General features: G+C 56.8%; 13 protein-coding genes. 5 read left to right on the top strand and 8 right to left on the bottom strand.

Annotated elements, in window-relative coordinates:
• From BXY66_RS05295 to BXY66_RS05285, 3 genes are all read right to left on the bottom strand, one after another.
• A complete protein-coding gene (locus BXY66_RS05295) occupies window positions 1-2043 on the bottom strand; it encodes a 3-hydroxyacyl-CoA dehydrogenase NAD-binding domain-containing protein (protein ID WP_132859118.1) in 2043 nt (680 codons plus the stop codon).
• A 103-nt stretch (window positions 2044-2146) separates the two neighbouring features.
• Window positions 2147-2371, bottom strand: coding sequence for a hypothetical protein (locus BXY66_RS05290; protein WP_132859117.1), 225 nt, complete (start codon window positions 2369-2371; stop codon window positions 2147-2149).
• Between the two features lie 76 nt (window positions 2372-2447).
• Entirely contained in the window at window positions 2448-2777 is a 330-nt protein-coding gene (locus tag BXY66_RS05285) for a TraR/DksA family transcriptional regulator (RefSeq protein WP_132859116.1), read from the bottom strand.
• Between the two features lie 167 nt (window positions 2778-2944).
• Here BXY66_RS05285 and BXY66_RS05280 point away from each other — a divergent pair, with 167 nt between their 5' ends.
• Genes BXY66_RS05280 through BXY66_RS05265 form a run of 4 tightly spaced genes read left to right on the top strand, consistent with a single transcriptional unit; the run spans window position 2945 to window position 5138 of the window.
• Window positions 2945-3808, top strand: a complete 864-nt coding sequence (locus tag BXY66_RS05280; protein ID WP_132859115.1) for an MBL fold metallo-hydrolase — start codon at window positions 2945-2947, stop codon at window positions 3806-3808.
• Window positions 3809-3845: 37 nt separating this feature from the next.
• On the top strand, window positions 3846-4271 hold the full coding sequence (locus tag BXY66_RS05275; protein WP_132860347.1) for a YeeE/YedE family protein: 426 nt from the start codon (window positions 3846-3848) through the stop codon (window positions 4269-4271).
• Window positions 4271-4705, top strand: a complete 435-nt coding sequence (locus tag BXY66_RS05270) for a YeeE/YedE family protein (protein ID WP_132859114.1) — start codon at window positions 4271-4273, stop codon at window positions 4703-4705. The genes BXY66_RS05275 and BXY66_RS05270 overlap by 1 nt, the downstream gene beginning before the upstream one ends.
• Window positions 4706-4715: 10 nt before the next feature.
• The gene (locus BXY66_RS05265; RefSeq protein WP_132859113.1) at window positions 4716-5138 is read left to right on the top strand and encodes a protein tyrosine phosphatase family protein; all 423 of its coding nucleotides are present in this window, start codon (window positions 4716-4718) and stop codon (window positions 5136-5138) included.
• A gap of 65 nt (window positions 5139-5203) precedes the next feature.
• Here the strand turns inward: BXY66_RS05265 and BXY66_RS05260 are convergent, their stop codons facing one another.
• From BXY66_RS05260 to BXY66_RS05240, 5 genes are all read right to left on the bottom strand, one after another.
• A complete protein-coding gene (locus tag BXY66_RS05260) occupies window positions 5204-6445 on the bottom strand; it encodes a FliM/FliN family flagellar motor switch protein (protein ID WP_165929107.1) in 1242 nt (413 codons plus the stop codon).
• 81 nt (window positions 6446-6526) lie between these two features.
• Window positions 6527-9214: an ATP-binding protein gene (locus BXY66_RS05255; protein ID WP_132859111.1), complete on the bottom strand. Its 2688-nt coding sequence runs from the start codon at window positions 9212-9214 to the stop codon at window positions 6527-6529.
• Window positions 9214-9480 carry a hypothetical protein gene (locus BXY66_RS05250; RefSeq protein ID WP_132859110.1) on the bottom strand — a complete coding sequence of 89 codons (267 nt, stop codon included), beginning with the start codon at window positions 9478-9480 and terminating at the stop codon, window positions 9214-9216. The genes BXY66_RS05255 and BXY66_RS05250 overlap by 1 nt, the downstream gene beginning before the upstream one ends.
• Window positions 9477-9845 carry a response regulator transcription factor gene (locus tag BXY66_RS05245; RefSeq protein WP_132859109.1) on the bottom strand — a complete coding sequence of 123 codons (369 nt, stop codon included), beginning with the start codon at window positions 9843-9845 and terminating at the stop codon, window positions 9477-9479. The genes BXY66_RS05250 and BXY66_RS05245 overlap by 4 nt, the downstream gene beginning before the upstream one ends.
• A 90-nt stretch (window positions 9846-9935) precedes the next feature.
• A complete protein-coding gene (locus tag BXY66_RS05240; RefSeq protein ID WP_132859108.1) occupies window positions 9936-11228 on the bottom strand; it encodes a helix-turn-helix transcriptional regulator in 1293 nt (430 codons plus the stop codon).
• Window positions 11229-11451: 223 nt separating this feature from the next.
• Between BXY66_RS05240 and BXY66_RS05235 the strand changes: the two genes are divergently transcribed.
• Window positions 11452-12804 (top strand): substrate-binding protein, encoded by a 1353-nt coding sequence (locus BXY66_RS05235; protein ID WP_132859107.1) that lies wholly within the window; start codon window positions 11452-11454, stop codon window positions 12802-12804.
• The last annotated feature ends 100 nt before the right edge of the window (window positions 12805-12904 follow it).

The raw sequence follows: 12904 nt of genomic DNA, 5'->3' as shown, positions 1-12904 counted from the left end.
CTATCGCGCCAAGTGACCGCCGTTCTTGATAAGGTGATCGAAAACGGGATCAGGCGCCGACAAACTGTCGCCTTCCGCCTGCATGGCCCTGAGTGTCGTCCGAACACGGACCAAACCCTCCAGTTCCGCCGCCATCATTGGCCCGCCGCGCCAGCGCGGAAACCCGCAGCCGTGAACCAACGCGACATCTATGTCGGAGGGCGTGCGGACCACGCCCTTGCGCAAAAGCCCGACTCCCGCATTGGCCATCGCCGCCAAAACGCGCCCCTGAATGGTTGATGTAGAAAAGGTCTTGGGCTCCAAGCCGGCCGAAGAACGCATTTTGTGCAGTGTTTCATCCAGATCAGCCGATCTGGGCTTTCCTGTTTCGTCGTAAGCATACCAACCGCGCCCCGCCGCGCGCCCGCGGTGAAGAGCGAGTGCCAGGGACAAACTCAACCGTACACCACTCGTTTTGAACCACGGTGCATCAAGCCCAGTCAGGTCTGCTGCCTCAAACGGGCCGAGTGACATGCCCCACTCACGCATTGCCGCATCAATGTCGTATGGATGCGCACCGCGCAAAACCATTTTTTCAGCGGCTCGCAAGCCTGCGCTCATGACGGAATGCCCGATTAAACCTGCAACCGGCTCGACACGAACGGGCACTTTGCCCAAACGCCGCAAAAGCCAGAGCGCACGCGCCACTGTGTCATCACTGCTCTTGGGACCGACGACCAGCTCAACCCCTGGCGATAAATGCGCTGCCCCCGAAAAATAGAGGCCGATCACCTCCTCTGGGCATCCAGTTTCCAATGCCAGCGAAGTCACATTCACAGAAGCACCATGTGCCGCCAACACCGCACCTTCTTTGGAAACGCCATCCAACTGAGCAAAAATCTGTCTTTCGACTTCAGTATTCTGACCGGAAGCCTCAAGGACAAAGTCGGCCTCCGCGACAGCAACCAGATCATTGCCCGTGTGCAACGAGGCCTCGATTCCATCGCGTGCAATCTGGGTCAATCGACCCGACGCAACCGCATGGTCAAGCAACCCGCCAATTCTGTTGATGCCCTCTTCCAAAGCAGATGTGTTTCGCTCAACCACCACCACTTCGAGACCTGCCATAAGGCAGGCGACCGTAAATCCCGCGCCAACTGCGCCGACTCCAATAACGCCCACAAGCCCTACGGGGTCCGCTTTGCCGTTCTTGAGTTCCGGAAATTGCACAACACGTCGCTCTGCCAATGCGATATGGCGCAAGGCTTGGAATGTCGGTGCGCCAATCCGTGAGAGAAACCTGTCCTGTTCAAAACTCAACCCAGCGTCGAACGGCAGCAGGCGACTGGCTTCGACGCATGCAAGAATATCATCGTTGGATGCTTCAGGGTGCGCATGCAACCTGCCCCGCCATTTGGTCAGCGCCGTCTCAAACGCCTCACTATCCGCGAAACCGTCGCGCCGGTCCGAGGTCCGACGAGGCCCCAACCCCTCTTCGACGAGAAGTGATGCAAAGGCTATTGCAACTTCCAGCACATCTTCTTTCACGACGCGGTCAAAGAAAGCTCCAAGTTCAGCCTCCGTAACCGACAACGGCACGCCTTCAAGCATCAGTCGCAGCGTTACATCAGCCCCTGCCAACCTCGGCGCACGCTGCGTACCACCTGACCCGCAAAGAATGCCCAAACCTACGTCGGGAAACCCGACTTTTGCACCAATATCGGCAACTCGATAGTGGCACGACAATGCAAGCTCGAACCCCGCGCCTAAAGTCATTCCTGACACGGCGGCAACAACCGGCTTTTTACAAGTTTCAATCTGAATACAGAGCCGCGCGACCTCAGCGGCTCGATTGGCGTCCAGCGCGCCCAACGGGTAACCGGCGCTGAATTGCCCGCCGCTTCCTGCTACGACAATAGCCGCGACATCACGCGATGCTTGTGCCTGCGCAACTGCCATCGACAAGCTTGAACAAACTTTGGCGCTCAAGGCATTGTTGGGCGGCGACGCGATCTGCAAAACCGCAATACCGTCGCTTACTGAGTACCTGACTGCTTCTGTCATGCCTTGCCCGGCCCCTTTTCGCGGCGCATTCCTGCGCAACTTTCGTTCTGTGGAAATCTTATCCACAGGGCACGCCGAAGCAAGTCCTGCTTAACAGCTGGGGTCAGACTGGCAAATTATCAAAACGGTCCTCGATCTCTTCCTCGAGCAACTCAAGGTCGAGATCGCGGAAGCGTAAAGGCACCGTCGCGCCATGCAGTCGGATGTTCGTAATCACCCGGTGCAAATCCTGATGAAGACTATATCGCTCCGCTCCGTTTGCCGCAGCAATCAAACCGACCAAACGGTCTCCCTTTCGGATCAGCTGTTCTGTTTCAGCATGAACCATACGTCGTCCTCCCTCTAAAATGTCTCCTCGTTGTGTCTGCGCATTTTTAACGCAGACACTGTTGCCCCTCTCCGCCTCAGCCTGCGTGACGCGCCGCGCAGGTAACGCACATTGTCGCCTCAGGGACCAAATCTAGTCGCGCCTCCGCAATTTCTTCACCGCAAGACAGGCAATCGCCATATTCCCCATCTCGCAAACGCTTGAGTGCAGCCTGGATTTTGACGACTTCGCTCAGGCTCTGCTGTTCCAGAACTTCCAGAACCTCTTCGCCTTCCACTTCTTGCGCCTGATCTTCAATATCCTTGGTGTGCGGAACGTCCAGTTCTGCTTCGATATTGTGGATGCGTTCATCCAATTCTGCCAATCGCGCCATAAGGGCGCCTTTGCGTGCAACAACGTCAGTCATGATGGGACTCCATATGGGACTCCATTGGTTATCGGCAAATATTATGACAGCGGATCTCATAGCCTGCATTGACCCACATCAAGCCGATGCCGCATTCTTTCACGGCGTAGGCTTGAAACACATTCAAAAAGTGATATGTGTTTAACAACGAAACGGAGGAATCACTCGTGAAACCTGAAGTAACCGGATTTTTTGACGACGCCACGAACACTATTTCATTCGTGGTCAAAGACCCCAACAGCGCCAGTTGCGCGATCATCGACAGTGTTCTTGATTTTGATTACTCCTCGGGCCGAACTGACACCAAGTCCGCGGACGAAGTAATTGAATTCGTGAAAAAAAATGACCTCAAAGTCGAATGGCTTCTGGAAAGCCACGTGCACGCGGATCACCTGTCCGCAGCCCCCTACCTTCAGGAGCGCATCGGCGGAAAAATCGGCATAGGCGAGAACATCACCGTGGTGCAGGACACCTTCGGCAAGGTCTTCAATGAAGGCACGGAGTTTCAGCGCGATGGTTCCCAATTCGACAAGTTGTTCGTGGAGGGCGACAGTTTTCATATTGGCCAGATGCGCGGGGATGTGCTGCACACGCCGGGTCACACGCCTGCATGCCTGACCTATGTAATTGGTGACGCCGCCTTTGTGGGTGATACACTTTTCATGCCCGATTTTGGCACCGCACGCTGCGATTTCCCGGGCGGTTCTTCGGAAATGCTCTTCAGCTCAATCCAGAAGATTCTCGCATTGCCGGAGGAAACCCGCATCTTCGTCGGTCACGACTACAAGGCTCCCGGACGTGATGAGTACGCTTGGGAAACCACAGTGGGCGAACAAAAAGCTCTCAACGTCCATGTAGGCGAAGGCAAAACCCAAGAGGAGTTTGTTGAGATGCGAGATGCGCGTGACGCAACACTTGCCATGCCAAAACTGATCATCCCATCGCTGCAGGTGAACATGCGCGCGGGGCAAATGCCGGAACCGGACGAAGAAGGCGATGTCTTCCTCAAAGTTCCGGTGAACAAACTCTAATCCCACTCACTCCAAGGAGTTCAAAATGTTGCAATCTATTCCCAGCGACTGGCTCTGGGGCCTTGGTGGCGGCCTGCTGATCGGCCTCGGCGGTGCAGTCTACCTTCTCGGAAACGGGCGTGTCATGGGCGCGTCAGGCATTATCGGGGGACTGGTAGATGGATCTGGTCGCTCCACATGGGCCGAACGTGTCGTTTTCCTCGCGGGCGTGTTCCTCCTGCCTCTATTGCTCTTACCGACAATGGCGCCAGTCGATACACACGCTACCAGCAATGTCGCGGTTCTGATCGCAGCCGGTCTTTGCGTAGGTGTCGGAACCCGCCTCGCGAACGGGTGCACTTCCGGTCACGGGGTGTGTGGCATTTCACGGCTTTCCCTTCGTGGGATCACTGCCACCGTTTTCTATATCCTTGCTGGCGGCCTGACTGTCGTCTTCTTCCGTCACCTTCTGGGAGTGATTTGATGCAACGCTTGTTTCTCGCATTCGCCGCGGGCGGCCTATTTGGAAGCGGCCTTTTCCTGTCAGGCATGACAGATACAGCCAAAGTTCAGGGCTGGCTCGATGTCTTTGGCAACTGGGACCCCACGCTGGCTTTCGTTATGGGCGGCGCCATCATTCCGATGGCCATTGCCTGGGCATTCACCAAAGGCAGAAAACCATTGGCGGGTGGTTCGTTTCCTGCCCCACCCGAGCCAAAACTTGGACGGAACCTCATTTTGGGGTCGGTGCTTTTCGGTGTCGGTTGGGGGCTTGCCGGCTTGTGCCCGGGTCCGGCCGTAGCGTCACTCACCTATGGCGGCTGGCCGCACTGGGTGTTCTTCGTCGCCATGATCGCCGGGATGGCCTTCGCTCCTTCCTTCCGCGCGACTATGGACAGAGCAATTCCTGCCGAGTAATCAATCATCCATGGATATTCGACAGATCACCGACCGCTTCTTCGTCTCGCCGCAAATCGAGGCATCCGACATGCAGGCTTTGGCCGATGCTGGCTTCACACTCGTCATCAACAACCGTCCAGATGCGGAAGTTGGCCCGGACCATTCTTCGGCCGCCATGCAGGCCGCAGCAGATGCCGCCGGGCTCGCGTATGTAGAAAATCCGCTGACAATGGAAACGATGACCCCCGATCGGCAATCGCTGCAACGCAACGCCTCTGAAGAGGCTACCGGCAAGGTTCTGGCGTACTGCAGGTCCGGAACTCGTTCTGCGATTTGCTGGACACTGTCTCAAGCCGGCCGCATGAAGGCGGACGATCTTCTCGCTGCCACTGCGGCGGCAGGATACGACCTCGGCGGATTGGAACAGCATCTGCGCGCCAGAGAGGCCTAGGCCTCACGCAAGATCACCACAAAGAAACCGCGTCCAACACATCCTGTTGGCGCGGTTTTTCGTTTCTAGGAACCTGTCAGGTCGAGATCTGGCAAGTCGGCCAGATCAGGCAAGTCAGGCAAACTGTCGAGATCCGGCAGATCCGGCAAACCGCCTACATCGGGAAGATCTGGAAGACCGCCTATGTCTGGCAAGTCCGACGGACCGCCAACATCCGGGAGGTCTGGCATGCCCAAATCATCCATATTGAAATCACCCAGTCCCTCCATAGCCGCATCTAGATCCGGAAGATCCGGGACCTCTGGTTCTGGTACGGGAACGGCCGCTGGCTCCGGAAGCGGCGCAGGTTCGGACACTGTCATTGGCTCTGCAACGTCCATCTCCGGCATCGGAGGCGACATGTCCTGCGAAGCATTGTCATCTGCGCCAGCCGGTACGATGGCTTCCACCAACCTCACTGCCCGCATGCCATTGATTTGTCCCAACTTCACTGCGGTAACGCGACCACCCTCGACGCTTTCAAGCGTCGTTTCCTTAGTCGCCTCGACGGGAAGCGTGATTACTTGACCCACTTGTAGATGCTGCATGTCGCCAATGGTCATGTGCAGCCGGCCAACGACAGCCGTAAGGGCCGCATGGGCCTGCAGAACCCCAGCCTGGAAGGATCCTGCAGGAGTCTCTGCCTCGTCCACCTCTTGAGGCAGTTCGACTTCCGGCTGGAAGTCTGGGAACGCAATTCCTAGCGTTCCGGACTTGGCACCGCCATCCAGCGAAATGTCCATTAACAGAAAGTGGTAGTCATGGGATTTCAGCGACAATGACAGCGTCCGCGTGTCTTCTGTCACCGCCCCGAATTTATAGTGCTGAAGCCAACCCGGTGCTTCGTCTGTGCTCATAAGAGTGACGAAGCGCGCCACAGTGTCCTCTACAAACGGTGTCACAAGCGCGGCATCAACCAGAGTCGGCGTACGCGGCGCGGCGGCATGCGGCAACACTCGCCCTAATGTCTGGTGCTCAACGAGGCCAGACATCACCTGAATATCAATCGCGAGAGCCGCGCCGGCACCGTTCTCACCTTCAAGAATGGCCAAAAGGCTTTCGGAGTCCAGCATGCCGACAAGAGTCTCGTGCGACACCATGCTGCGCTGGACACGAGTCACTTCGCACGCCAGCCCCATGCCGTTTTGTGCCGACAAGGCCATGCCCAACCGCATCGCCTTTTCTGGACTCATGGACCGAGCTTTGTGTCCATTCAGCCCATCGACGGCCTTGCGCTTCAAGATAGATGTTGTTGCCGCGTCGCTCATGTTCGCTGCCTGCGTCTCTTTGGTATTGTCCCCAGCCGCAGTCATCGCCCAATAAGGTTACCAGACGCTTTACAAGTTTAACTATTGTGCCGCCATTTTCCCGTGATCCGGAAGGGTTACGCGAAATGCCGCTCCCCCCTGTCCGGGCAAATAGCCGACCGACCCGCCAAGTCGCGTCATGATTTCGCGACAAATCGCCAATCCCAGACCGGCACCGTTAGCCCGCTGAACCCCGACGCGTGCAAACTTCTCAAACACAACTGCTTGATCCTGTTTGGAAATTCCAGCGCCATTGTCAATGAAATCGACGGTCGTGCCATTGTTCGACTGTCCGACCTCGATGCGGAGTTCGGGGCGAGCGGCGTCACAGTATTTCTGAGCATTTCCGATCAGGTTGATGAATACCTGACCAAGACGGTCCAGATCGGTGCTCAACGAGATTTGCTCTCCAGCACGTTGCCGACGAATCCGCAATCGGTCCTCTCCGCTGCCTGTCAGCGCAGTCGCGACGGCGTGGTCGATCAAATCCTCCAGATTGCCCGATTGCATGTTCAGGCTTACCTGACCGTTTTCAAGCACGCTTAGGTCCAGCAAATCATCCAGAAGCCGTGTTAATCGCAGAGCCTCATCATGAATGATCGAGCTGTATTTGATCTGCTCTTCGGCACTTAGTTTATCTGTATCGCGCAAAATCTCGGAAAACGCCCGTATCGATGTCATGGGCGTGCGCAACTCGTGGCTCACCTGGCTCAGAAAGGCGTCCTTCTGCTCAGAAATCTGCGTAAGCTTCTCGTTTGCTTGTCTCAACTGCCGTGCTGTTCGGGTCAGTTCCTGGGATTTTGCCTCCAATTGGCTGGAATGCTCCATGATCTGCGCGGTTTCATCCGCAACTGCCATCAGGTCTTCGACCGATACCGACGCTCCGCCGACAATCTGTTCAACCATGGCATGCGCGGTCGCCGCACCAACCGAGCCTGCAAGCTCTCGCTCTAGAACCTGCAAGAAATCAGGCGACGGTTCTGGCAAAACTCCGGACACTCCCTGCCGCTTGGCTTCCCGCTCAAACAAGCCCTGAGCTTCCCGCGCGCCCAGTATCCGTTGGGCCATAATCATCAGGTCTTCCGACTGGACCATGTCACCGCTCCAGCCTTGTGGCGTTCCGGAATGCTCAAACACATTCACAAACTGCGCACCTTGCAGTCGCTCCACCGGAGACGGAAACCCGACTAGAGAAACAACAAAAAATGCTAGGGCATTCAGAAGGATAGACCAGAATATAGCATGAACCAGTGGGTCCATTCCGGTGATCCCGAAAAACGCTTGCGGCCTTAGCCAACCGATCCCAAATGGCCCGTTTACCACCAAATTTTCCGAGATCATGCCAGTTCCAAAACTCGGCAACAACAGCGTGTAGGTCCAAATAACAAATCCAACCGTCAACCCGGCGAACGCACCTGGCCTGGTTGCACCGCGCCAGAATATCCCGCCGATTAAAACGGGCAGAAACTGCGCAACCCCTGCGAATGAAATCAGACCAATTGAGGCCAGCGCCGTACCGCCGCCAGACACTCGGTAGTAAAGATATCCAAGCGTCACAACGGCGGCGATGGAAATTCGCCGAGAGAGAAGCACCACGTGCCGCACGTCCCCAGATACGGTCGCCCCGCCAAGGTTGGAACTCAGCCAGATCGGCATCACAATATGGTTCGAGACCATCGTCGACAACGCAAGAGCCGCCACGATCACCATCGACGTCGCGCTTGAGAACCCGCCGAGGAATGACAGCATTGCCAGCGTGTCATTGCCTGTCGCAAGAGGGACTGTCAGAACAAAGAAATCCGGGTTCGATCCGGGCGGCAACAGGTCGAGCCCAACCACGGCAATGGGCACAACGAACAGGCTCATCACCATCAGATAGGCGGGAAACGCCCAACTTGCGGTGCGCAAGTGGTCCTCGCTTTCGTTCTCGACCACCATGACCTGAAACATGCGCGGCAAGCACAGGAAGGCTGCTGCCGACAAGAAAATCAATGTCGCCCAGCGATCTCCCTCGATTTTCCATTCGCCGATCTTGCTGGCGTCTATTCGCTGAAGAATGTCACCGACACCGCCGCCGATGCCCCAAACAACAAACACGCCGACTGCCAACAGAGCAAATAGCTTGACCACAGCCTCGACCGCAATGGCGATCACCACACCATGGTGGCGTTCGTTTACATCAAGGTTTCGGGTGCCGAAAATAATGGTGAACAAGGCCAGGCCTGCGGCCACCAATAGCGCATTGCTCTCCTGTTCGCCAAGCGGCACACCGGCATCATAAGCATCTGAAAAAACAGCAAAGCTGACGGTAACCGACTGAAGTTGCAAAGCAATATAGGGCGTCGTTCCGATCACAGCGAGAATGGTAACGCCAACCGCGAGCAGATTGGACTTGCCGTAGCGGGACGAAATCATATCGGCGATCGATGTGACCCTTTGCGTTCGCCCGATGCGGACAAGTTTGCGTAAAATCCACCACCATCCGACCATCACCAAAGTCGGACCGATGTAGATTGTCAGGTACTCGAGCCCGGAACGCGCCGCATATCCGACCGCGCCATAGAAAGTCCACGCAGTGCAATAGATCGAGAGCGAAAGCGTGTAGACCAAGGGCGACCGTAACCAGCCACCCTTACCTTGCATCGCGGCCCGCTCAGCTGCGAAAGCCACTAGGAAAAGAAAGGCCACATAAATCAGACATACCGAGACGAGAATATTCAGCGTGCCCATCACTCACGCCCCTCCTCGGACCCGTCCCTTCCGTCTCTCAACGCCCGCGCCAGAATGCCTCCACAAACCACAAGGCCAAACCAGACAACAAAAACGTAAACGACGGCATCAGAGGTCGCTACGCTTTCCCCGTCTTCGGTGGACCACAGCAGCGGCACCGCCCAAAGGATCGCGCCAATCACAGGCACCATGCGGATAAAATCAATCAGACGGCGGCGCCGGTAGCTTTGCCGCTCCAGAAATACCTGTTTGGGTCGCTCGCTCACCCGACCACCAGCTCGCGTACCGCCTCCAGCACTTCGGCATTGGAAAACGGCTTGGTCATGAACCGGCTTGCGCCAGCGCGCTCCGCCATTTCACGATCCTTGACCTGCCCCTTCGCGGTCAGCATCAAAACCGGCAAATCGGCCAAACCTTCATCTTCGCGTAGCTCACGGAGAATCTCGTAGCCGGTTTTACCGGGAAGCATCACATCAAGTATGACAATGTCCGGCTTCGCCTGCACCACAACGCCTACCGCGTCGTGCCCATTGGAATGGGTCGCAACAGACCAGCCGTCGCGAGACAAAATGAAGCTAATCGCCTCTATGATATTGGGTTCGTCTTCAATCAGAAGAACGCTCTTGCCCATGCAGCCTCCCCTCCCCGAAAGTCTCATGAGTGCCGACCCATTCTTAGCGGGGTCCTGCCAAAAGCCAAGGAAAATTGCGGGCTTGCCCGATCAAGCCAACAAAGATGGCTCACGTCGCCCTTCGCAACCGACACTTGGGCAAACCCGGCAGCTTGATCCAACTTCGCGGCCCTCCGAAGTGCCGCCTTCCAAAGGAATAACCAACATATAGCTGTGGTAGAGGGGCGCTTCGTCGAGTTTCATAGGTCCAATTGGATCTGCAACGGCGTAGCATTCAAAACTGCGCGCATCGCGTCCGGTGACTGTGACCGTCTGCCGCAGCGGTTGCATCGGCCGCGCCAGTGCTTGAAACAGCGGCCACTTGGGACATGCACCGGAAAAACGTGGCATTGGAAAGCCGTCTATCGCCTTCCTTTGCATCAAAGTGCCCGCCCCGTCGCACATCACCAAACCACAAGCCATCGGCAACATCTGCTCTGAAAGTGCCGCAAGCCGGCGCAGCACAACTGCCAGCGGGACAGCGGCAGAATTGGCAATGTCCACAGGCTTGGCTCCGTATGTACCCACAAGTGATTGCAATCTGTTCGAGGGCAACCGACGGGCATCATCCACAAGTTGACTGATCACGGTCAAAGCCATGTCTTGCGCTGCTTCCGAAGTAAGAGTGTCTTGCTCCTGCACAAAACTCTTCAAAGCCTCGCCATCCGCATTGATAAGATCATCAAAGCGGAACCCGTTGGACGACAACATCGCATCCACTTCTTCCGTCGGCAAAGTCAAACTCGCAGCGGCGTCCCCCGCTCCGTCCAGATAAGCCACAAGCTGCTGTGAGCTTTCGGCCAGCCGCTGGCTGTCTTCATTCAGGTTGCGGTGAAAGCGGTTTTGCCATTCCGGTTCAATTTCCCCGGGCTCGGCAAGAATGCCCGCAGTAGACCGGATTGCCGTCACCATCGTCAGCATCTCGTGCATGGACGTTGCAAGATGCGGATCATGCGTCAGACGGTCCGTAAGTGTCACCGCGGTCCGCTCCAGGTCTTCGATCCGGCTGTGCTGTCGCGCAATCAACGCGGCCCACCCCGGAAAACGCCCCGCAAACTCGTCTACACGATCAGTTTCCGCGCCCGCCTGCGCGCCATCGGCGGCAGCTTCTCCAAGCGATGAAATCAGTGCGGCTTCTGCTCCTTCGCTCAGCAAAGAGGCTTCGACACCAAGCTCTGCCGCTATGTCCACAAGCAGTTTGCCGCCGATTCTACGCCGGTTGTGCTCGATAAGATTGAGATAGCTCGCCGAAATCCCTACTGACTTTGCAAGCTCTGCCTGCCGCATGCCGACCACCGTCCGCCTTTCGCGTATCCGGCTGCCTGTCAATGTGTCGCGCGCCATTGATTTTTCCTTGCGTAAATCAAACACTTTCCGCGTCGCAGAAAAATTTTTTTACAAATTGCTGCGTCGCAATGCGAACATCTTTACAAAAAAATTGTGTCTTTGAAAGCAGTTGTTGCGAAATTTTCGACCTCGCCGCGATAATGATTTTGCACATAAGTGCGCGCCGCCCGTCGGGGAAGAGGAGCCTCAAAGGCGGCGACAGACCAAACGGGAGGATTAAATGTCCAAAACCAATTACACACGTCGTCGTGTGCTAAAGACCGGTGCCGTCGCAGGTGCCGGTGTTGCGCTGCCCACTATCTTTACGGCGCAATCTGCAGCGGCCTACACCAATGAACCTACCGGTTCGTCGGTCACTCTGGGCTTCAACGTGCCCCAGACCGGTCCTTACGCAGACGAAGGCAACGACGAGCTGCTCGCTCAGCAGCTGGCCGTAGAGCACCTGAACGGCGAAGGCGATGGCGGCTGCCTGAACACCTTCACCTCGAAAGCGCTCAAGGGGAACGGCATTCTCGGCAAGAAAGTCGAGTTCGTGACCGGCGACACCCAGACCAAGTCTGACGCCGCCCGTGCATCGGCAAAGTCGATGATCGAGAAAGACGGCGCGGTCATGATCAATGGCGGTTCGTCTTCGGGCGTGGCGGTGGCTGTTCAGGGTCTCTGTCAAGAAGCTGGCGTGATCTTTATGGCGGGTCTGACGCACGCCAATGACACCACCGGCAAAGACCGCAAGGCAAATGGTTTCCGTCACTTCTTCAACGCTTACATGTCCGGTGCTGCACTCGCACCCGTGCTGGCCAAAGAGATGGGCAACGACCGCAACGCCTACCACCTGACTGCCGACTATAACTGGGGCTGGACCCAGGAAGAGTCGATTGTGGCCTCTACCGAAGCTCTGGGCTGGAACACAGTGAACACTGTGAAAACCCCGCTGGCGTCCACGGACTTCTCGTCCTACATCGCGCCGGTTCTGAACTCCGGTGCCGACACACTGGTTCTGAACCACTACGGCGGCAACATGATCAACTCGCTGACCAACGCGGTTCAGTTCGGCCTTCTCGACAAGGTCGTGAACGGCAAGGACTTCAAGATCGTTGTGCCACTCTACTCCGAGCTGATGGCCGCCGGTGCTGGCGAGAACATCAAAGGCGTGCTGGGTTCCATGAACTACAACTGGCAGCTTCAGAACGAAGGTTCCAAGCAGTTCGTGAAGTCCTTCGGTGAGAAGTACGGCAAGCCGCCGTCCAACTCCGCACAGACATGCTACGCTCAGGTTCTGCTTTATGCTGACGCATGTGAGCGCGCGGGCACCTTCAACCCGTGCGGTGTTGTCGAAGCGCTCGAAGGCTTCGAGTTCGACGGTCTTGGCAACGGCAAGACGCTGTATCGCGCCGAAGACCACCAGTGCTTCAAGGACGTTCTGGTTGTACGCGGCGCGGAGAACCCGACGAACGCCTACGACACGCTGGAAATCGTCGAGGTTACCCCTGCAGAGCAGGTAACCTACGCACCGAACCACCCGATGTTCGGTGGCGACGAAGCCACGCTCGGCACCTGCAACGCAGGCGCCTGATACAAGGCCAAAAGCCAGCCGGTCGCGCATTTTGCGCGGCCGGTTCTGCCCGCTTTTGACGCCGCCTCCTAAGAGCTGCGCATCGCGCTGGCAGCCATCA

It is taken from the genome of Shimia isoporae (assembly GCF_004346865.1).
GTDB classification, from domain to species: domain Bacteria; phylum Pseudomonadota; class Alphaproteobacteria; order Rhodobacterales; family Rhodobacteraceae; genus Shimia; species Shimia isoporae.
Note: the sequence above shows the minus strand (reverse complement) of the source record. Positions and strands in the feature narration are given on the sequence as shown.